Origin of the sequence: Dechloromonas denitrificans, from assembly GCF_020510685.1 — a bacterium.
Classification (GTDB): Bacteria; Pseudomonadota; Gammaproteobacteria; order Burkholderiales; family Rhodocyclaceae; genus Azonexus; species Azonexus denitrificans_A.
Genome location: NZ_CP075185.1, coordinates 2251469 through 2273499, shown reverse-complemented (window position 1 = coordinate 2273499; position 22031 = coordinate 2251469). Strand labels below are relative to the sequence as shown.

The following is a 22031-nucleotide window of genomic DNA, read 5'->3' as shown; positions in this document are numbered from 1 at the left end:
CGGAGGGACAGATGCCGCTCATAAACAAAATCGAGGTTTCCAACTTCATGAACAGCAGGCGGGAAGACCCTTGGCGTCCCGACTGGACTTTCCAAGTCTTCGACCTCAAAAGCGAGAACACGGCAATCAACATGCCGAACGGTCGAGGCAAAAGCACACTCGTTCTTACCATCCTCGCACTGCTTGCACACGACAAGAGCATTCACGAACTTCGCAAGAACCATTTTGCTCCGCAATCTACAGGGCATTACACCCACATCCGAATCGAGACCTACATTTGGGTTGAAGACGACTCCCCCGTCGACTTGGTTGTTCAATCGGGTGGCGATGCAGGCGGGACACCGGTGGTCTTTGGCTTGTATGGAAATGCTGGAGAGAGCGGGTCATTCAAGGTCTACGCCTATCGCGGAACCTTGGATGATTGCCCAATCGGTAGACGTGAAGGAAACAGGATTACGCTGACAGGAAATCAGGATTTCCTCGACAAGTTGTCGGTCATGCCTGGTCGTTTCCCTGCAACGCAACGGGAGGACACCCGCGTTAATTGGCGGGAGCATGTCTCGGGTATCTTCGACATGCCAAGCATCGAACAGCAGCTTGTCTATCAGAAGGCGAAGGGAGCCGAAGGCAGCAGCGGATATTTCGATGTCAATCCGCCTCGTGGCAAGCAATTCTCGGAAGCTGTCTTTTATGAACGGCTGGCTCCCGAACTTCTCGTCGACATGATGGGCAGCGTCGAGGAATATGCCGACGAACGAGGCATCGAGGATGTCATTCATCAGAAGGTTCAAGGAATCATCAAGGCGAAGGTTCGCACCGCGAAGACCGCTGACGACTTGGAGAAGACAAAACGAGTCCTCGAAGAACTTGAGCGGGTCAAGACGAAGGCTGATGCCGTCGTAGAGGCAAAAGAGACAACGGAACGCAAGGTCGCCGAATTTTCGCTTCAACATGCAGCATTGAAGGCTGTCGTGGTAGACGACCCAATTCCTGGGCTATTGCGTCAGCCTCCCGAAGAGGCTCCCATCCTCATTCGTTCTATGGTAATGCAGGGTGGAAACTGGTTTTTGCCTGATAGAGCATTCGAACTGTTTACAGGTGAAAAACCAAGTAATGTGAATGATAGAGACGGCATGGATAAGACTTTAACCACCCCCGCCGACAATTCTCAACTTATTGATTTTAATGTCTATAGTTTTTCGAAAGAGGCTGCTACTACATCGCAGAGAGGTCCGGCAACAACCCTATATGACCTCAACGCCGCGATGTCTTGGTTAGCGGCAACGACCAACTTCAAAAATTCATTTACGAGGGCATCGGCAAGCCAACTCGTAAAAGATGCTTTCGATTGGGTTGAGGCATACGGGGACACGAATCCCGCAAGAATCGAACATCGCCAACTGACGGAAAAAATTAACACGCTCAATGGTCAACGAACTGTTCTTTCTGAACGGAGAAACGCTCTGCATCAGGAATCCGTCAACCTGAAAAACGAGCAACAGCAAATCGGATTGCAACAAGCCGAATACCGTCGCATGACCGATAGTGCTCTTTTCTCCGAGGAAGAACTTCGTTCACCGTTCCAGACAGGGCAAAAGGCGGAAAAGGAGTTTTCCACTGCCGACTTGACCCTCTCGGCACACCGACAAAACGTCGCCTTGAATAAGAACAGCTTCGAGGAATGGCAGGCGTTCGTGGCGAAACATGGGGAAGATGCCGACCCTTTGGAGTATGCCGAAGCGTTAGAAGAGGTAAAGGGCAACGCCGAAGTGGAATTGAACGCCAACAGGGAAAAGTTGGCGGCTGCTACCGATAATGCCAAGAATGCCAAGGGCAAAGCCGAGACGGACAAGAAGGCTTTCGAGACATTGACTGCAAAAGCGGAAAACATCGAGAAGTTGCGTCCCCGTGTTCAGGCTTTTGCAAACAGATTTGGGAACGAGAACCCCGAAGGTTTGCTTGGTCGGGTCAAGAAAGAACTTGCTGATGCAGATAGGCGAGTTTCAACCATTACCGCTGAACGGGCATCAATGGCGGATGTCTTGTCCTCGCTGCAAACCTTTGCAGAGGCGTATGGCAAGGATGAAGACCCGAAAGCGTGGTTGGAGAAGCGTTCGCAGGAACGGACTGCTCTCTCGACGGAAATAGCCAATCTTGGCGATCACATTAAAGACATGAAAGCTCGCAGAGCGGATCTCGATAAGGCTGCGGTCGCACCAGGCAAGGTAGCCCGTGAGGTCCTCGACCTAGCGGGAACGGATGCGAAGCCCCTGCACGCATTCATCGATGAAATCGGTTTGCAGCAGGACAGAAAAGAGCGTGTCCTGTCGATGTTCTCGGCTCTTCTGTTCTCTCCTGTCTATGGAGCCGCCGAACGGGCGGCTGAAGTCGCTTCCATGCTTGCGACAAAGGGGATTGAGTCTCCCGTCTTCGTCTCGTCCGAACTTGCCGAATTCTGCCGCAGCACGACCATTGCCTATGACGGCTCCGTGGCAAGAACATGGTTGGTTGGCGTCAGAACTCGTCCTGTCGATTGCCTGTTAGACCCGACCTTGGTCGAGCGGGAAAAGGAAGCTCTTGATACCCAAATCAATCAGGCAACCGAGACCCTTGGAGAAAAGCAAGAGCGATTTAAGGAACTCGACCCCGAAGGACAGGAAGCAATCGTTGCTCGCAAGGCTCGGGAGGCTATCGAGAAGGGCTTCCCTGCCAAGGATGGAGCTTTGCAGGAAGAAGCGTCGCAACTCGAAGAAGCCTTGCCGCGTTTGAGAGACAGGGCATCGGAAGAAGCCGGCGATTCCATTCGAGCCGCAATCGAATATCGCGGCTTGATGGGCAATACATCGGAAGACGAACTCGCCGAAGCACTCGCCACAGCGGAAGAGAAAGCAAGGTTGTCGGGTGAATTGCACTCCCGTTATGAAGCGGATGCCCAGTCGCTCACAGAGAAGCGGGAAGCCCTGCAAACGGCTTTTAGAACTGCGAGCGAAAAAGCAACGGAAATTCCCAAACTAAAGAGCATTGGAAGGTTTATCGATGCGGGCGGTCCCGCTTTCATGAAAACTGCCGCAACCAAGGAAACGCAATACCTTGACGCGAAACAGGCTGCCGAGAAACGCAAGGGATTTAGGTTCGAGCTTGCGGAATCATTCATCAAGTCGGGAGACAAGCGTCCACAGGAAATCGAGACTCGACTTGCGGTCATCACGCCTGAATTGAATGACATCATTGAGAAACGCATCCCCGCTTTGGAAGAGTCCAAATCGATAATGGAAGCGAGCGGTCTCAAACTCCTTTCGGCAATCGCCGATATCGATAACTTCATCCGTGAGTTGCGGAAGAAATGTAAGGAAGTGGCGACGGCAGAGGTTATCCCTGCTCCCATTTCGTCGGAGCGATTGGAGGAACATCCGTTATCTATTGCCGCTCAAGAGGTTCGGCTTGCCACATCGGTCGGCGATATGGTGAAAGCCATTCTCTCGATGAGAAGCCCTCTCGATGAAATCGAGGCTGCGACCATGAAACATGAGGTCAACACGGCTAGAAACACATTGAAGTCGGCAAGGAGTCTTCTTGCCAGCGAAATAGACCGCGTCAAGGGGGATTCAACCATCGCCCTGAGCGAGCAGATGCGAATTGGTCTGGAAGGCTCCAAGGAAGATATCGGCGAATTGGTTCGTATGATTGATGCGACAACCGAAAACTTCAACAAGAGTCGGATAGCAAACGAAACTGCAAGCACTCACCTTGAAGAGGAGTGGAGAGACATCGGCTCGTGGCTAGAAAATTTCACTCGCCGCCTGCCAACCAATTTCGAGGCAATGAGGTCTGTCTTCAAGCCTGTCCGCGATTCCGCCTCTGGCGAAATCATCTCCGCCGGCTTCGATATTGAAGCGAGAGTGGCGGACATGGGTGATGTCCGAACAGTCCTGACGGGCATTGTCGACAAGGTCGAGAAGAGTGAGAAGAACAGCGAAAATCTCGGCAACGATGAAGCCCTTCGCTCCCGCTATACGAAAAACATGAGGAAGGAAATCCGCGAGGAGTTCTATAAGAATGTCATCCTCGAACCGACGATTCGCGTATGTATTCCATCCATCAGCCACAAATCTCTGAAACTTGAAAAGAACATGGTTTCTTCTGGTCAGGGAGTCGCGATGTCCCTGCTCTGGATCGTGAAGATGGCGGACTACGTGACGGAGCGGGAACTTCAACGGCAGAACGTCAGTACGGCCGCTCGCAAGCGCGTCCGCAGCATGAGGACGCAGTTCGTCATCATCGACGGCGCCTTCTCACACCTCTCCGACAAGCGTCTCATCACGGATGCTTTGGATAGCGTCAAAGGCAAGAGAGGCAAGTTCCAACTCATCATCACGGGGCACGAACCTAACTACAAGAACGACTTTGCCTATTTCCCCTCCTATATCGTTGCTCGAGAAATCGGCGGAAACCTCATGTATGCGGAAAGCGAAACCAGACGCCTGCTTGCCCCCGAGGAGGTTGGTTCTCGTCTGGGAGCGATGGAAGTTTCTTCATTCCATAAACTGACGGACGCGGCATGAACATAGAGGAAAAGGTCATCTCAGCCCTTTGGACTCTGATGGGCGGGCGGGACTTCCTGCAAGGCAAGGGGTTGGTCGGACGCGTTGCGAAAATGGCTGGTATCGACCCGTTGGAAGCCAAGATGACCTTGGGCAAGTTGGCACGCAAAGGAATCACCGAAGGTGTTTCGGAACACGGAGAAGCCTTTGGAAGGGTATCCCTGACGATTGAAGCCCCCAAACGCGAGGAGCCTGTCTCGCTCATCAGATGGCGAGAGGCTCTTAGTGCGATAAAAATGGACGAGAGCGAAGCGGCGATGCTTGCTCCCTGTCATGACAGGTTGGAGGGCTTTTCGGATGCCGACATGCGAGACCTTGCAAGCGGTCTGATAGGTCTCAAATCGGCTCAAGAAACGGAAAAGAACACGCCTCGCTTCGTCGTCTCGGCGAAGTATCTCCTTGGTTCATCTAAAATGCTCGGCAGCCTTCCTACCTCCTCCTTGAAAGCCTTCGGTATCGATATCAGCGCCTTCCCCGATGCCATTCCTCAAGTGGTTGTCGCCGGTTCTGAAAATCCAGAAGCGGTCTTGCTCATCGAGAACCCGCATTCATTCGAAGAAGCCATTGCCGCAGGGTGTTCCCACAAAATCGCCCTTGTCGTCACATACGGGTATGGGCTTTCCCGTTCAGGAGAGTCATACGGCAACAGCCTGACGGAAGCGGTCGCCCAAGCAGACAGACTTGTTCCTCTGATTAGAAAGGGCAATCCACCATCTCTGAAAACGCTCCTTGGACACCCCAAAATCCTGTTTTGGGGCGATTTGGATAGAGAGGGGCTACGCATCTACGCCAGCCTTCGTAAGAGGCTTCCAGCACTTCGGGTGAGTGCCCTATACCTCCCGATGCAGGAAGCGATGGAAAGAGGGATATCGCATCCATACACCAAGGCGACAGCCAAGGAAAAACAAGGAACGACGGAGCGTGTCCCCGAGGACGCAATGCCCTTGGCTTCCATCTGCTCGGATAGAGGCATCGACCAGGAAGCGGTTAGCCGCGAGGAAATCGCAAGGCTTGCCTCCATGTCCCTCGACGAGGTGGGGCAAGGGAAATGCCAACGATAGCAAAGGGAAAGACCGAGGAAGGCGACAAAACCATTCTCCATGTCGAGATAACGGGAGAACCATCGCCTTGCCCATCCTGTGGCTCCTCGGTGGTCGTGGGTTTCGGGAAACGAACCCAATCGGTCGCGGATATTCCCGAGAACGGAAAGCCCGTGGTGTTGCAGGTCATCACACGCCGCTTCCGTTGCAAGGATTGCGGACGCTCCTTCTATGAGAGCGTCGAAGGCATTGCAGGCAATCGGCGAATGACCGACAGGCTTGTCCAATGGATTAGGAACGAGGCTCCTTCACGGCGATTCACCAAAATCGCTGCGGAAAGCGGTCTTTCGGAAGGCACTATCAGAGCATTGCTTCGAGCCAGCGGGGATTACGAACGCCGGAAGCGAGAATGACCCGATTAGAGGACCATTTGAAGGGAATAGCAAATGAGTTCGCCGCCCTACTCCGTTTGACATTATCGCCCTGATGTCCGGAGTTCGGTGCGGATTTATGTCCTCACAGCCTCAAGCCGGCCACAACCGCTCATTTAGAATGATCGCTCCATAGCGAACACTGGCTCTGTCCGTACGATTAATAGGTTGATAAAGACAAACGGATGGAATAATCTTTATGTCATCCAAAATACTTTCGCGAAATTATGCCTTGTTCAGTTTTTTGATAACAATCTCGGCGTTTCTTCGCCTGAATATCCGTTATCACACCAATACCTAGAGACACCCATGCGTATTGAAGAAATAATTGAAGCAGTTCAGCAAGTACTCGGAATCGATATTGATGGCAAGGCGGGTCCGCAAACCTGGAACGCTATCTACGAGCGCTTAGTCGAGAAAAAGATAAATGCTCAGAATCCATCGGATTCCATTTCTCCAGTGGATAGTCGTAGCGAAAAGGTAATCGCCACACTATTGCCTCAGGTGCAGCCGATTGCCCGTGCGCTCGTGCAGAAGGCCTCATTAGCTGGAGTTACAATCAAAATCATCAGTGGCTTGCGAACCTATGCGGAACAAGATGCTCTGTATGATCAAGGACGGACAACCCCGGGGAGTGTCGTAACGAATGCGCGAGGTGGATACTCCAATCACAACTTTGGTATTGCGTTTGATGTTGGAGTTTTCGAAGGGGCCAAGTACTTGCCTGACTCGCCCAAGTACAAAGCTGTCGGTGCGTTGGGAGTAGATTTGGGTCTTGATTGGGGCGGTAACTGGAAAACAATCGTTGATCAGCCCCACTTTCAGCTAAGACCAACGTGGGCGGCTGATATTACCGAGAAGCAGATGCTCGCCGAACTGCGTTCAAGGCTGGGCGACGGAAGAGCTGTCTACGCTTAGTGAGTTTCATCTGAGTCCCATATTTAACAGTAACAGTGGCACGGATATCGCCCGAATAAGCGTCCTAGACTTTGTCTTATGGAAGCCTGTTATTGAAGCAGCCGTTCAATATTGACTTGCTGGTGGGGTTGTTTCATTTTGTGATCGGAGGGGTGCCAAGCGTAAAATATACCAGGTGCCCCCCGATGCATAGATAGATGAGAATTGCGCTTACAACGAAAGTTAAGGCGTGGGGCAACGCCACATGCGGCATCAGCCAAGCATGCGAGTACCAAATATTTTTCTGTTTGGGCAGTATTACCTCGGTGTGCTGTGAATCCACGTCGCCGGCAAGAATGCACTTAGCCGTGTGCCATGATCAGTCTATGCGTGGCGCAGACTTTGGTCGATCACTTTCTGACTCTCTAAGGTAGTTATTTAGCTCGATCTCACGCATTCGGACATAGTGCCGCATCTGGTGCCTGCGGCTTGCGTGTTCGACGATCCAGAATGCCAAGCTGCTTATCGCCGCAACGACAAAGAAGCCATACGCACGGTATTGAAATCCAAGCCCGAGCGCAACGAGGCTAAGTGTCACCCCCCAACTCTTCATTGTGAGCAAGCGCTGATCTGAGTCAGCAATTGTCTTTACTAAAGCGAAGTATTCTTCCTTTTCAAATTCTATTGACATAACCACTCCATTGGACGCTTAACGGCCATGCAGGAATACAAAATTCATTTCCTGGACGATTACGCACCTTACGGCAGCCCTCAACCGGCTTGAAAAGAGCTCACCCATACAGATTTCCCATTGGTGCCAGTACGGTTGGTTTGGCTGTTCTGATCTCCGGTTGAAGATAGGGCTCTCACCACGTCACCACCGAATTGAAAGCAATTTTATTTTAGTGACTGCGTCCAGCAACTCTTCACGAGTCTTTTTATCAAGAGGTTTCTCCTCCTTAGAGTCGGCTAATCGCTGAACAGCGACAGACATTTCCGGCATAACTTCGGCGATTATCTTTTCGAAAGGATCGTCTAGCTTTTCCCGTTGAAGCACAAACATCAAAGCAGGGACTGATACTGCTTTGAATCGAGCCTCTGCCGGTGCGTAAGGTTCCTGCCCAAAAAATACAGCCCGTACGTAGACTCCGTCACGTCCTGTCGCCGTTGTATCCTTAAGTATCTCGCGCATTATAAAGAAGCGGTAACCCAACTCCAGCGATGCCTCTTCACGCAATTGCACACGTTCAACTTGCTTGTTTTCGTTCGACACCCACCTTTGGTACTGCCAGGATATTGCTCCAAGGACAACACTGGAGAGCAAGAAGATTGCAAATGATGAGTTCAGGAGTTTCCAAACACGTGACTGCCATTTCGTAGATTCCCTTTCGCAGAGGCTTGCGCGAATTTCGTCACGGAATATTTCCTCCGCACGTATACGTGAACGATCCTCGTCATTCAGGTTCGTAATGGATTGTTGAGATTCCAATTTGAACTCGCGACTGGTTATCAAAAAAATGAGAGTGTTAACGTTTCTCCTCAGCCGCCAACGACATGTGTGTTCGCCAATATCTGCGAATAGCCAGATATAGAATGATCCTGAACGCGTAGTGCCATTTCACGTCGGAGGGTTTTGCTACCCGTTGGGATATACGAGGGTTTTCGCGTTGAGTCCTGTTGCAGTGCCTGGACCTGTGGATGCTCGAAAAAGGCATGAACTGTAACTTGGGCCAAGACAAAGCCACGGAGCTGGGTATCCCACTCCGTTATCGCGCTTGCGATCAAACTCAACACAAAATATACCAGCACCAACCCGATCAGGGCATTGAGCATACCTAATGCTTCCATGACACCTCCCCTATTGGATAATTTCCTAGCGCGCTCGAACAAACTCGATGATGATCTAGGGAACTGCCCAAGGCGTTACAACACGGCCGCTAACACCGCACTGAACGCTTCCTTTAGGACCTTGACTATAGCGTTGAGTGCCTTTTGTACAGCGATTAGCGTTAGATGCGTTACCGCCACAAAGACAGATTCGCAAGCAGTTCGCTGCATTCGGAAAAGAATCTTGCCGGTCGCAGGACTGTAACCCTCATTTGAATTGATTTGATACTGTGCAATATTTTCCGCAATACTCTCTAGCTGAACTGCCATCTTCTTGAACTCAGCAGGCGCATAACCTTTTACGGCTGCCCAACCGTCCTTGAATGCCCCCTCAGCTGCATCTGATATCTTCGCAAATATTTCGTCTGCGCTAATTGCCATGATTGCGTCCCCTTATTGAGATTTCTTAGCGGCTTCAACAACTGAAACTGCAGTTATTGACTGATTGGTGATCGCCATTGCGTCTTTAGCAGTCGCCGCTCTGATACACGAAATGCCTTTGCATTTGTCACTATCCTTGTGGATTTCACGAATACTTGATAATTGCTCCTTAACTAGTATCAAAAGGCGGGCGTTACATGCACTTTCCGTAGAGGCTGTTGCGTCGGAACCTTGGAGGAGATCCAGAGGAGCCTTGGATTTCAGTATCACAGATATTTTTTGGAACACTCTGGTTTCGAGCTTACAAGCGTTTCCTTCTGACGCAGCCGAGGCTCGAGCTATCAAGATGTCTAATTTTGAATCAAGAGCGTTATACGTTCTAAATGTGGCGTCATACGTCCCTTCTTGTTTGCCACCTAACTCAGCCATATTCTTCATGTGAGTATTGAATTGTTCTGAGAATTCAGTAATTCCCTTGTCGACCACCTCGTCATAGTCGCTCACAAGTTTTATGTTTGCGCAACCCACCAGCAACGTGGTTGTAACCACAGCTAGCGTCGCAATGCCTCTCTTCATGTTTGCCCCCATGGTTTCCGAAGTATCTAGTGCGCCCTAATTGCATGAATTATGTGAATGTTGCCGTTAATGCCATCACTCCAAATGAGAGGGTGGCTAAACAATTTGCCTCGTTTGTCTGCCGGGGAAGATCGTTCGTTTGCATCAAGTAAATGACGACAGACTCTAGGCAAACAGCTTCCTGTCCTTGATCTTCCTCGGGTCGTTGTAGTAGTCGGCCCACCACGGCTCTTCACCTTCCTTTCGAGGTGGGCGGCGCAGCGCAAGGTCTTTGCCCGCACCCTTGGCTCGTGCCGATGAAATGCGGAACTGGTAGTGATCAAAGAGGCGCAGTGCTTCGACAACGTACGCGGTCACTACTCGCGGATGGCGGAATACCAGCAGGTTCTCACCGTTCGCGCCGTCGGCGGGGATGGAGAAGTTGTAGGACCCAGTGTACACCCGCGCATTAGGCGTGCCGAAGTCCATCACGATGAACTTGTGGTGCATCCGGATGCCCTTGCCGCCGGTCGGCTCGGATTTGAAAGGCTCGGGCACGCCCTTGCCAAGTTCCTCAGGCCTGACCACGATGACATTTCCGCTGGGCTCAAGCACATCCAAACCGCCGACCTCCTGGTCTGACATGCCGTACATGAAGATGTCGTTGTCTGCGGTGAGTTTCAGGATGGCATTTTTCATCGCGCCTTTCGTCTGGTACAGGAACGCGAGTGAAAAGAACAGATTTGACGTGGTGTGGTCACGGATGTCGTTGGCGATCTCATTGAGAAAGCCGTGACCTGAGTTATGCGGCGAAAAGGTAACTTGCGCATCGACCGACGGCAAACCAAGGTCGTGCCACTGCGACGCCGAGACCGACTGCTCGAACCCGGACACGCTGTTCTTCCAATATTCTTCGAAGGCAGCGCCAAAGACTGCAACCGCCTTTTTCCCGCGCAGCACGACCGCGTTGTTGGCCTGCACGTAGAAGGCTCGCCAGCTGAAATTCGTCGAACCGCACGCCACCGACTGGGACTTGCTGCCGTCAACCACGATAGTCTTATTGTGTTGCAGGCCCTGCATGTGCTGCCGCTGGACTTGATCGCGGCCGGCCGAAGCCACCAGGCGAAGCTCCGACTCGTTTTCGGCCGAGCCGGCCTTTGAATGGTCCGGGCTGTTGTCGATGATGATGCGCAGCCGCGGCCCCAGCGCGACCAGGCGATTGACGACCTCGGGTTCGTTCAGGTCATAGGCAACGACGCGCACCGTGGCACTCGCGTCGTGCAGCGCTTCGTCGAGCAGGCTCAGCAGCGCTTCGCGGGCCTCGAAGCCCATCCACTCCAGGGCCTTCTGGGCGTTTGCGTGTTGGGGCTGGAAGTGCAGGCCCTCATCTGCCTTGCGTGGCAGCAGAGTCGCCATCTCGGCGGCGGTCTTCGCGTATCTTTCGACGAAAGCCTGCGACGACACGAAGCCCCGCGTGAAGGCCACGTTCAGCTCACCTTCGATGGTGACCCGCCCGAGTTCGAGGGATGCTTCCTGGTAATCGCCGTAGCTCAGCCTGTCGTCATCGGCCATGAAGACCGGACTGACCCGGTAGGTGAACGCGCCGCCGAGCTCGGCATTGCGCGGGAAATGCACCCAGCGGAATTTCTGCAGCGGCGACTCCTTCGTCGACAGCGTCCTGCCGTCGACCGCGCCCTGGGCCGTGCGAAATCCGAGTCGATTGTTCAGCGCGAAATAGCGATCACCCTGGGGTTCCTTGTATTCGATGGCGAAGCCGACGAAGTCGTTCGGCGGCTGCGGTTCCTTCCAGTCCATCGCCAGCAACACCATGCTTTCGCCGCGGTGGATCCTGAGCGTGAATTTCGCCCGGGGATTATTGCCTTCTACGTGCCATTCGTTCGCCATCTTGCCCTCCGCTGCGCAGTCAATCGAATCCAATGTCGATGATCGCCCCGGCGGCGATCGGGAACGGACCCCAGGGACCGAGGACGGTGGCCTTGCCGTTGCGCACCGTCTCCACCGTGAAGGTGTAGCTCAGGCCGCCAAGCACGGGGAACCCGCCACTGGTCGGAAACCGCCCCTTGTCGCGAACGAAATAGCGCAGCCAGGCGAAGCGGGGCGAGCTGCCGTCGATGATGCCGATGACCTGCTCTGTAGCATTGGCAACCGTATCGGTCTTCATCATCACGCGCGCCGGCACCTCCGGCTTCTGACCGAGCCGAACCGAGATCCACGCCTCGGTTGGCTTCGGCCTGGCTACCACCGACTCCGGTGTCCGCATGGACCGGAAACCTAGTGCCACCAACAGCGTGTTGATGCCCGAGCTTCCGCCCGCGAACATCAGCGCCGAAAGTACGGTGCCGACTAATCCCAGGTCCGGGTCCTGCGGCGGTTCAAACATGGCCCCCACCAGCTTGCTGAAGACATCCAGCCGCGGCTCTATCAACACCAGCAGCAAGGAAACTGCGAACGCCACCACGGTCCGCGTGCCGCGGACGAAGGTCTGGACGAAGGGCCGCCAATTGAATATCGCCGCCAGCGCAGACTCAAGGAACAGTGCAATCGTGAATGCGACGAACAACACCTTTGCGGCCTTGTCGTAGCTGCCGGGGGGTTTTTCCGGCGAAGACTGCCCCGTGCCGCTGCCTTCCTTGGCCGTTGTCTCGTTCTTCGTTGCGCCACTGGGGGCCTGCGCCCTGGCCGGCGTCGACGCGTCCTTCACTGGCGTCGACGGGCCCGAGTCTTTCTTGGCTGTTGTCTCGTTCTTCGTTGCGCCACTGGGGGCCTGCGCCTCGGCCGGCGTCGACGCTTCCTTCACTGGCATCGACGGGCCCGAGTCTTTCTTGGTGACCGGAGAGCCGTTGTCACACGCCGCTTCGGGCACACCGATGAACACATTTAGTGCCACTATCAGCGCTACCATGCCACACATTCGTCGCATCAAAATTTCCTCCTTGGTCCTGCGTACCTATATGTGTAATGGATAACATTTTGGTGCAATGGCCATCAAGTTCTAGAAAATCGTATTCTTGCCGTTGTCGTCCTCTGATATGTGGTTTTCTGTCGTTTTAGAGTTCCATAGGGAAACGTAAGGCAATCAATACACACGCCTTATTCTCAACATCGCATCTACGTGAAAACTACTTCCGCAACAAAAAGATCCAACAGCCCACGCTTCATTTGACATTACTGCCCTACAGTAATGCACCGCTCTAAAATAGTTGAGTTAAAGACTACTCTTTGTCATAGTCCATGTGCATCATCCACATGGATGATGGTCGTGCATTGAAGGGAATCGTGGGGACGATGAATCATCAGCGTCGTTAGGCGCGGGGGGACGGAACATTGATCAGAGAGGCAACGGGCTAACATCCGACGAAGCATCATTAGATGGCACCGACAAGGGGGGGGCGAATCACTCCCCAACTTGTCGTGGCATTCGATCGAATTGTGCTCTAGGAGCGAATCAGGAACCCCTGTGTGCAGACTGTATGTTTCTGCATGAGCGGCATTTTGAGGCGCCAACTGAACTGGACTTTCTTCAGCATTGTCGTGTCATCCGCCAGTATATTGACCAAGGCACAACCGCCCTCTTCTCTCCGTATGTGGCCGCTTTTCTGATTTCTAGAACAGGCCGAATCCTTGATATAGATGAACGTTCAACCACATTCCTGCGCTTGGGGGCCGTGCTTGGAATTCACCACAACAAAATCTGGTCGCCGGAACCCAATTTCAATGCATTGTTATCCAGCGCGATTGAACGGGTAGCACGCCTCGGCAAAGCAGAAACTTTGATTTGCGAGTGCGAACCGGCAGGAAAAACGCGCTATATGATACTTCTGCAACCGAACGCTGGAGCAGGAAAAATCCAGACTGAGCCATCACAAAATGTGGCTTGCATGGTGTTCCCGCTTGGGCGTCGCCGAATTGCCAGCGCAAGGCAACTAATGTTGTTGTTCGGACTTTCGGCAGCTGAGGCTAGATTAGCGCGTGCCTTGTGCCATGGCGAAACGTTAGAGGAGTACGCAGGTTCTCAAGGCGTCAAATTACCAACAATAAAGACGCAATTGCGAGCTGTCTTTGCGAAAACCAAAACGGATAGGCAGGTAACCTTGGTCAGCCTTATCTCCGGAATCCCGCCTCTGCGTTGAGTCGAAAGCAGAAATGCAACGAAACACCGCGCGATTCGACCGAGGGCAATAGCTGATGCCCACTGCAACGGTATATTTCTCCGACGATAATATCCCCAAGATGGCCGGATCTCGGCCAAAGCTGACCTTTGGCCGAACCGCGCCTCTAAAGGGAATCTTCGATGACGCAGAAGGGACACCGGGCTCGAAAGTCCATCTGGCCTTCGACACGAAAATTAGAAGGTTGCCATACCAAGTAAGAATTTGGCCGAATCACCTCGCAAACTGTGCTTGTCTGAACCAATGCCATCCGCCTAAAATTCCCGCTTATCCTGAGGGAAGGCCATTTGATGATGCAGCTGAGCGCCGGCGAAATCCTGCAGCTTTCGCCCGACGAGGCTTCGGCCAAAGCGGCCAAGAGCTTGGTCATTCGCGGTAAATGGCCGCGTCTTGAATTCGACGAACAGGCGATCTGGGGCGAGTGCCAGGGTAGCGGTAGCAAACCTTATCAGGTGCAGGTCGACAAATCCGGCCCGGCCTTCCGGTGCTCTTGCCCGAGTCGCAAATTTCCCTGCAAGCATGGCTTGGCGCTCTTGCTGCTGATGGCGCAAAACCCCGCGAATTTTTCTGCGGCGCCCGCCCCAGCCTGGGTCAGTGAATGGCTGGCGTCGCGCCAGCAGCGGGCTGAAAAGCAGGAGACCAGGATCGCCGAAAAGCGCGAAGCGCCGGCCGATCCACAAGCGATAGCACGCCGCGAAGGGACTCGCCTGCAACGCATGGGCGGTGGCCTGGAAGAACTCGAGCGCTGGCTGAACGACCGCCTGCGCCAGGGCCTGGCGCAATTGCCCGGGCAAACAGCGATCTGGGAGGAACTGGCAAGGCGCATGATTGACGCCCAATTGCCGGGCTTGGCCTTCCGGCTGCGTCGTATCGGCAGCCGGGTCGGCAAGACCGAAGACTGGCCGGGCCACGTGCTGGGCAGCCTGGGCCAGTTACGGCTGCTGATCGACGCCTTTCGGCGTCTCGACAACCTGCCGCCCGCCGTACAACAGGATGTGCGCGCCGCCCTCGGCATGACCATCGAGCGCGAGAGCGTGCTGGCCAGCGGCGAGCGGCTAAGCGACGACTGGTGGGTACTCGGCCAGGCCATCGACGAGGAAGGGGCTCTGTGGATGCGCCGGGTCTGGCTACAGGGTCGGCAATCGGGACGCCTGGCCATGCTGCTCGACTTCGCCCACGGCAGCCGCCGCTTTGCCCAGAGCTATGTCACGGCAAGTAACGTGAATGCCGAGCTGGCTTTTTTTCCCGGCAACCTGCCGCTGCGGGCGATTGCAGTGGACGATGCACGACTGCAACCGGTCAAGCCGCTCCCGGTCGCCGACAGCGTCGATGTGGCCCTTGAGACACTCACCCGGGCTGTTGCTGCTAATCCCTGGCAATCGCCACATCCACTGCTGGTCGGTGACGGCGTACCGTGCTCCGGCGCCTGGGGCTGGTCGCTCCATGGCCCCGGCCAGCGCCGCCTGCCTTTGCAAGTGCGCGAAGAGGACGGCTGGCAGCTGCTCGCGGCGAGCGGCGGCACGCCGCTCGCTGTGTTCGGCGAATGGGATGGCGAAGCCCTGCGACCACTCAGCGCCTGGCGAGAGCAAGTGCTCTGGCAGGAAGAAACGGAGATGGCATGAAGCTCCTGCACGAACTGGCCACCCAGGTCTTGCTCGGCAGCGAACGCCGCCCTCCCTGCTTGCCCCAGTTGTCGGGTGCTCTCGGCGAATTACTGCTGGCTGCCTGCCCACCCGAAGACAGCAACGAAGTGCGCGTTCTGCGTTACGCCGGCAGCCTGGCTGTTTGCGCCGCAGCCGGCTATGTGCCGGCCCTTGCTGAGGACGCGCTGCCCGAGGCATGCCTGGCGGAAGAACGGCTTACGGTAGACCACCCAGTACTTGGGGCGACGCTGCAACAAATACTCGCGGATGGCCCCGATCCATTGCGCCGTGAGGCCTTCGGCCGACTGGCGAGCACCGGTCGTTGCTTGCCGCCGGGCTTGCTGCCGCGAGCCCTGACCTTGGGCCAGAAAACCCCCGATTTGCGGCCGGCGCTCCTCGCTGTACTGGGTCGGCGCGGCCAATGGCTGGCGCCGCTCAATCCAGCCTGGACCTGGGCCGTAGGCGGCGCCGACCCGATAGCTGACCCGACCCTTTGGGATCATGGCAGCCCGGAACAACGCAAGCTGCTGCTCGACAAAGTGCGCAAGAACGATCCGGGCCAGGCCCGTGCGCTGTTGCAGGATGGATTTTCCCAGCTCGAAGCGCGCGAGCGGGCCAGTCTACTGGAGTCGATGGGGTGCGGATTGGCTAGCGCCGACGAGGACTTCCTCGAAACGCTGCTTGCCGACCGCAGCAAGGAAGTACGCCAGCGCGCCGCCAACCTGCTGGCCTGCCTGCCAGGTAGCCGCTACAGCACGCGCATGACCGGGCGCATGGCGGCCTGCCTTGGCGAGGAACGCAAACTGTTCCGCACCGTGCGCACCCTGGAAGCGCCGACTTCTTTCGGCGCGGGCTGGAAGGACGATGCCCTGGAAGAAGGCCGCGCGAAGGGCGAAAGTCTGGGCGAACGAGCCTGGTGGCTCTACCAGATTGCCCGCGCCTTGCCCCTGGCCTGGTGGTTGGAAACGACGGGCCTGTCGCCAGCCGAGTTGATCAAGTGGGTCCGTGGCACGGACTGGAGCGAAGCCATGCTGCGAGCCTGGAGCGAAGCCTTGCAGCGCCAGCCGGACGCACGCTGGGCCGCGGAATTCTTGGTCAACGCCGAATCCCTCAACCTGCCACTCAATATTTTCGAACTGCTGGCCGGCCTGCCGGTGCGGGAACGCGAACAGCACTGGCTGGTGCTTTTGCAGACCGGGCTGCGCCACTTCAGCCAAGGTGACCTGCTGGCTCGCCTGGTCGAGAATTTTTCCGCGAGCGGCGAAGAAATGTCCGAAGAATTTTCTCGCCGCGTCCTGGCCGAGGTCCGCCAACTGGTGAACCAACCCACCAATATCAACAGCGGGATATACCGGATCTGCCAAGTCCTGCCCGAACTGGTCTGCCTGATTCCGTCGGGCTGTTTCGCCGATGCCGCGGAAGGCTGGCCGGTCGGCCGCCCGGAAACAGAGTACTTCAGCAAGACTTTGGCCCGCATCCTGGCCATCCTCGAACAACGAAAAATCCTCCACCAAATTCTCAGATAGCGGACACCTTCATGAGCCAAATCCTGCGCCAGCATGCCGAACAACAATTTGCCGAGGAACTCGAAGAACTGAAAAAGGCCGATAGCCGCGAGCGGCCGGAAAACTGGATGCTTTCGCCATGGGCGGTGGCCGAATACCTGATGGGTGGCAAGCTGGCCAATGGCTTCCAGGTCAGTGCCAAGTACATCGGCAACCGGCGCTTGATGGAGACCGCCATCGCCACGCTGGCCACTGACCGCGCACTGCTGCTGTTTGGCGTGCCGGGCACCGCCAAGTCCTGGGTCTCGGAACATTTGGCGGCGGCCGTCAGCGGTGATTCGACCATGCTCATCCAGGGCACCGCCGGGACCAGCGAAGAACAGCTGCGCTACGGCTGGAACTACGCTGAACTACTGGCCAAGGGGCCTTCGAAAGCGGCCTTGGTGCCGAGCCCGCTGATGCGCGCCATGGAACAGGGCAAGACAGCCCGCGTCGAAGAGCTGACACGGATCCCGGCCGATGTGCAGGACACCCTGATTACCATCCTTTCCGAAAAATCGCTGCCGGTACCCGAGTTGGGGATCGAGGCGCAGGCGGTGCGCGGCTTCAATGTCATCGCCACCGCCAACAATCGCGACAAAGGTATCAACGAACTGTCCAGCGCGCTGAAACGGCGCTTCAATACGGTCATCCTGCCGGTGCCGGCCAGCGAGGCAGAGGAAGTCAGTATCGTCACCAAACGCGTTGCCGAACTTGGCCGGGCTCTGCAACTGCCGGGCGAACCGCCAGCCTTGAAGGAAGTGCGCCGAGTCGTGCAGATATTCCGCGAATTGCGCAACGGCCAGACCGAAGATGGCAAGACCAAGCTCAAAGCCTCGAGCGCCACCCTGAGCACGGCCGAGGCGATTTCGGTGATCAACAGCGGCATGGCACTGGCCGGGCATTTCGGCGACGGCGTGCTGCGCGCCGGCGACATCGCGGCCAGCCTGGTCGGCGCCATCGTCAAGGACCCGGTTCAGGACACCGTGGTCTGGCGCGAATACCAGGAAACGGTCATGAAGGAACGCAGCGACTGGAAGGATCTCTACCGCGCCTGCCGGGAACAGGACTAGGCACCCCAATCCATGGCCGATTACGCTGTTACGCCCTTCCACCTGTTCGGCGTCCGCCACCACGGACCGGGTTGCGCCCGCAGCCTGCTGCGCGCCCTCGAGGAACTCCAACCCGATTGTCTGTTGGTTGAAGGCCCGCCCGACGGCGAGGATATGCTGGCGCTACTGCTGGCCGACGGGCTAGTGCCGCCGGTCGCCCTGCTCGTCTATAACCCGGACGATGCGCGGGAAGCGGCCTTCTATCCCTTCGCCGCCTTCTCCCCGGAATGGAATGCCTTGCGCTTTGCGCTGGAACGGCAGATTCCGGCCCGCTTCATCGATCTGCCCGCCGGCAACCGATTCGCGCTGGAGCGCCCGGCCGAGGAAGAAAACGGCGCAGGCAGGGCCGAGCTGGCTGGATACGAAGTACCGCCCGCAGACTCGGCAGAAGCGGTTGCCGAAGATGCCGGGCCGAGCGGCGATCCGCTGGACTGGCTGGGCCGGGCCGCCGGTTACGGCGATGGCGAGGCGTGGTGGAACCACATGGTCGAGGAGCGCGGCGACAGCCTGGAACTCTTCGCCGCAATCCGCGAGGCAATGAGCAGCGTGCGCCGCGAGGCACCGGCCCGCGTCCGCACGGCCAATGACGAACACCGCGAAGCGCTACGCGAGGCACACATGCGCAAATGCCTGCGCCAGGCGCAAAAAGATGGTTTCCAGCGCATTGCCGTGGTCTGCGGTGCGTGGCACGTGCCGGCGCTGGTCGACATGCCGCCGGCCAAGATTGACAACGAGCGCCTCAAGGGCCTGCCAAAAATCAAGGTGACCGCCACCTGGGTGCCCTGGTCCTACCACAACCTCAGTTTCGCCAGCGGCTACGGCGCCGGCGTCGCCTCGCCCGGCTGGTATGAACATCTCTGGCAAAGCCCCGGCGGCGATCGAGCGATCGGCTGGTTGGCACGGGCGGCCCGGCTATTCCGCGACAACGGGCTGGATTGCTCGTCGGCCCACATCATCGAAGCGGTCCGTCTGGCCGAAGCCTTGGCTGCCCTACGTGAACGCCCGCAAGCGGGCCTCGATGAACTCACCGAAGCACTGCGCACCGTCGTCTGCATGGGTGACGAGGCGCCAATGCAACTGATCCGCCGCCAATTGATCGTCGGCGACCGCCTCGGCAGCATCCCCGAAGCGGCCCCGGCCATGCCTCTGCAGCGCGATCTGGCGCAGCAGCAGAAAAGCCTGCGCCTGAAGGCGGAAGCAACGCAAAAGCCGCTCGACCTTGACCTGCGCCAGAGCAACGACCTGGCGCGTAGCCACTTGCTGCACCGGCTCAAGCTGCTCGATATCGGCTGGGGCGCCCTGAACCGGGCCGGGCGTAGTGCTAAGGGCAGCTTCCACGAAGTGTGGAACCTCCAGTGGGAGCCGGAATTGGCGCTTGCCGTGATCAATGCCAGCCGTTGGGGCAACAGCGTGCACGAAGCCGCCGTCGCCCGAGCGATTGACAAGGCGCAGTCGGCAACCAGCCTGCCGGAACTCTCCGAGCTGGTGAACCGGGTCCTGCTGGCCGACCTGGAAGCAGCCATCATCCCGGCCTCCCGAGCCCTGGAAGATCTAGCCGCAGTGGTCAGCGATGTTCAGCAACTGCTGGCCACCGTGCCGCCACTGGCCAATATTGCGCGCTACGGCAATGTTCGGCAGACCGATGCTGGCATGGTCGAACATCTTCTCGACAGCCTCGTCCCACGCGCCGCCATCGGCTTGCCCGGAGCCTGTTCGACGCTCGACGACGAGGCCGCTCAAGCCATGCGCGAGCACCTGGTCGCGACACATCAGGCGCTGCGCCTACTGGCCCGTCCAAACCTGCAGGAGGCATGGCAGCAGGCGCTGAACCGCCTCGCCCAACTCGGCAGTTGCCACGGCCTGATCTGCGGTCTGGCCAGCCGCCTGCTTTTCGACGAACAGGTGGCCAGCCCGGAGCAAACGGCGCAGCGCATGAGCCAGGCCCTGTCGGTCGGCAACGATCCGGGACCGGCCGCCGCCTGGCTTGAAGGCTTTCTCAACCAGAGCGGCATGGTGCTGTTGCACGACCCGCAACTGTGGGCCATGGTCGATAGCTGGCTCGGCACGCTGGGCGACGACAACTTTACCCGCGAGCTGCCCTTGCTGCGTCGCGCTTTTGCCGCCTTCAGCATGCCGGAGCGCCGGCAACTCGGCGAGCGGGCCGGCCGTTCGCCCACTACCGTGCTCAAGGCCCCACTGCCGGATTGGGATGCGGCACGTGCCGAGCAGGCCTTGCCTTTGTTGCGTCTGTTGTTGGGAGTCGAGGCATGAGTGAAATCGCGATAACGGATGACGAACGCAAGCGGCGCTGGCGTCTGGTCCTCGGCGAGCCAGCCGAAGCGTCGTGCGGCGGCATGCTCGCCGGCGAAGACCTGCGCATCGACGAAGCGCTGAGCGCGCTTTACGACGCCGACGAACCCGGAGGCTTGCGCGGCGGCAGCGGCGCCTCCTCGCCACGTGTCGCCCGCTGGCTGGGCGACATCCGCCAGTATTTCCCGGCTTCCGTGGTGCAGGTGATGCAGAAGGACGCCTTCGAGCGCCTTGATCTGAAAAGCATGCTCTTCCAGCCGGAAATGCTTGAAGCTGTGCAGCCGGACGTGCATCTGGTCGCCACGTTAATGTCGCTGCGCGGCATCATCCCGGCCAAAACGCGGGATACAGCACGCGCTGTGGTCAGCAAGGTGGTCGATGCGCTGATGAAGAAGCTTGAGGAGCCGATGCGCAGTGCTGTCACCGGCGCCCTCAATCGAGCTGTCCGCAACCGGCGACCGCGGCATGCCGAAATCGACTGGAACCGTACGATCCGCGCCAATCTCCGACACTGGCAGGAAGCCTACCACAGCATCATCCCGGAAAGTCTGATCGGCTACGGCCGAAAGGCCCGCCGTACCCAGCGCGAAGTCATCCTGTGCATCGACCAGAGCGGCTCGATGGCCGCCTCCGTCGTCTATTCGAGCATTTTCGGCGCCGTCATGGCCTCCCTCCCGGCCGTCAAGACGCACATGGTGGTTTTCGACACCGCCGTCGTCGATCTCACCGAGCAATTGAACGATCCCGTCGAAGTGCTGTTCGGCGTGCAACTCGGCGGCGGCACCGACATCAATCGGGCCGTCGGCTACTGCCAGTCGCTAGTCCGCGATCCGCGCAACACCATCATGATGCTGATTTCCGATCTCTACGAAGGCGGCGTCGAGCGGAATCTGCTGCAACGAGCCAGCGAACTGGTCCAATCCGGCGTCCAGGTGATCACCCTGCTTGCGCTCAGCGATGAAGGCGCTCCGGCCTACGACCATCGCCTGGCCGCCAAGCTGGCCGCGCTGGGCGTGCCCTCCTTCGCCTGCACGCCGGACCAGTTTCCCGGCCTGATGGCCGCCGCCATTCGCCGTGAGGACGTCGGCCTGTGGGCAGCCCAGCAGGGAATCGTGACGGCGCGGGCAGAACGTTGAAACGTTTACGTCTCGGGTTGTATGCAGGACGTGCCGTCCTGCGGCTAAACATAGGGTCATTACCGAAACAAAAATTATCCTTTCCGACCCGACCGCCCTGGGCATCTTCGGCCTGTCGATTGTCACCTTCGTCGCCGCATCCCAAAAACTGGACTGGACTACCGGGGCGATCTATCTCGTTCCGTGGGCGCGGTTTCTCGGCTCCATCGGGCTCGACCATCGACTTCAAGAAGAACAATTATCTCGGCTCTATCGTACTTGGGGGTATGGCCTGTTCTGGGCTGCTGTTGCGATGCACAGGGCG

At 57.1% G+C, this 22031-nt stretch carries 16 protein-coding genes; 10 read left to right on the top strand and 6 right to left on the bottom strand.

What is annotated here, in order from left to right; genetic code table 11:
- Window positions 1-11 precede the first annotated feature (11 nt).
- The 4 genes from KI611_RS10765 to KI611_RS10750 all read left to right on the top strand — a co-directional run bounded on the left by KI611_RS10765 (window position 12) and on the right by KI611_RS10750 (window position 6990).
- Entirely contained in the window at window positions 12-4562 is a 4551-nt protein-coding gene (locus tag KI611_RS10765) for a hypothetical protein (RefSeq protein ID WP_226419819.1), read from the top strand.
- Entirely contained in the window at window positions 4559-5662 is a 1104-nt protein-coding gene (locus KI611_RS10760; protein ID WP_226419818.1) for a Wadjet anti-phage system protein JetD domain-containing protein, read from the top strand. Before KI611_RS10765 ends, KI611_RS10760 begins: the two co-directional genes overlap by 4 nt.
- Window positions 5650-6054 carry a transposase family protein gene (locus tag KI611_RS22175; protein WP_226419817.1) on the top strand — a complete coding sequence of 135 codons (405 nt, stop codon included), beginning with the start codon at window positions 5650-5652 and terminating at the stop codon, window positions 6052-6054. Before KI611_RS10760 ends, KI611_RS22175 begins: the two co-directional genes overlap by 13 nt.
- A 327-nt stretch (window positions 6055-6381) precedes the next feature.
- Complete coding sequence (locus KI611_RS10750) at window positions 6382-6990, top strand: M15 family metallopeptidase (RefSeq protein WP_226419816.1); 609 nt, start codon at window positions 6382-6384, stop codon at window positions 6988-6990.
- An 853-nt stretch (window positions 6991-7843) separates the two neighbouring features.
- Here KI611_RS10750 and KI611_RS10745 read toward each other — a convergent pair.
- The 6 genes from KI611_RS10745 to KI611_RS10720 all read right to left on the bottom strand — a co-directional run bounded on the left by KI611_RS10745 (window position 7844) and on the right by KI611_RS10720 (window position 12715).
- Window positions 7844-8458: a hypothetical protein gene (locus KI611_RS10745; protein WP_226419815.1), complete on the bottom strand. Its 615-nt coding sequence runs from the start codon at window positions 8456-8458 to the stop codon at window positions 7844-7846.
- A 50-nt stretch (window positions 8459-8508) separates the two neighbouring features.
- On the bottom strand, window positions 8509-8817 hold the full coding sequence (locus tag KI611_RS10740; protein WP_226419814.1) for a hypothetical protein: 309 nt from the start codon (window positions 8815-8817) through the stop codon (window positions 8509-8511).
- Between the two features lie 75 nt (window positions 8818-8892).
- Window positions 8893-9237, bottom strand: coding sequence for a hypothetical protein (locus KI611_RS10735; protein ID WP_226419813.1), 345 nt, complete (start codon window positions 9235-9237; stop codon window positions 8893-8895).
- A gap of 12 nt (window positions 9238-9249) precedes the next feature.
- Window positions 9250-9813 (bottom strand): hypothetical protein, encoded by a 564-nt coding sequence (locus KI611_RS10730; RefSeq protein WP_226419812.1) that lies wholly within the window; start codon window positions 9811-9813, stop codon window positions 9250-9252.
- Between the two features lie 165 nt (window positions 9814-9978).
- Window positions 9979-11697 (bottom strand): phospholipase D-like domain-containing protein, encoded by a 1719-nt coding sequence (locus KI611_RS10725; protein ID WP_226419811.1) that lies wholly within the window; start codon window positions 11695-11697, stop codon window positions 9979-9981.
- 19 nt (window positions 11698-11716) lie between these two features.
- Entirely contained in the window at window positions 11717-12715 is a 999-nt protein-coding gene (locus KI611_RS10720; protein ID WP_226419810.1) for a hypothetical protein, read from the bottom strand.
- A 568-nt stretch (window positions 12716-13283) separates the two neighbouring features.
- Between KI611_RS10720 and KI611_RS10715 the strand changes: the two genes are divergently transcribed.
- From KI611_RS10715 to KI611_RS10690, 6 genes are all read left to right on the top strand, one after another.
- Window positions 13284-13943: a hypothetical protein gene (locus tag KI611_RS10715; RefSeq protein ID WP_226419809.1), complete on the top strand. Its 660-nt coding sequence runs from the start codon at window positions 13284-13286 to the stop codon at window positions 13941-13943.
- Between the two features lie 329 nt (window positions 13944-14272).
- The gene (locus KI611_RS10710) at window positions 14273-15604 is read left to right on the top strand and encodes an SWIM zinc finger family protein (RefSeq protein WP_226419808.1); all 1332 of its coding nucleotides are present in this window, start codon (window positions 14273-14275) and stop codon (window positions 15602-15604) included.
- The gene (locus KI611_RS10705) at window positions 15601-17151 is read left to right on the top strand and encodes a DUF5691 domain-containing protein (RefSeq protein WP_226419807.1); all 1551 of its coding nucleotides are present in this window, start codon (window positions 15601-15603) and stop codon (window positions 17149-17151) included. Before KI611_RS10710 ends, KI611_RS10705 begins: the two co-directional genes overlap by 4 nt.
- Before the next feature lie 11 nt (window positions 17152-17162).
- Complete coding sequence (locus tag KI611_RS10700; protein WP_226419806.1) at window positions 17163-18242, top strand: ATP-binding protein; 1080 nt, start codon at window positions 17163-17165, stop codon at window positions 18240-18242.
- Between the two features lie 12 nt (window positions 18243-18254).
- The gene (locus tag KI611_RS10695) at window positions 18255-20552 is read left to right on the top strand and encodes a DUF5682 family protein (RefSeq protein WP_226419805.1); all 2298 of its coding nucleotides are present in this window, start codon (window positions 18255-18257) and stop codon (window positions 20550-20552) included.
- Window positions 20549-21727, top strand: a complete 1179-nt coding sequence (locus tag KI611_RS10690) for a VWA domain-containing protein (RefSeq protein ID WP_226419804.1) — start codon at window positions 20549-20551, stop codon at window positions 21725-21727. The genes KI611_RS10695 and KI611_RS10690 overlap by 4 nt, the downstream gene beginning before the upstream one ends.
- Window positions 21728-22031 lie beyond the last annotated feature (304 nt).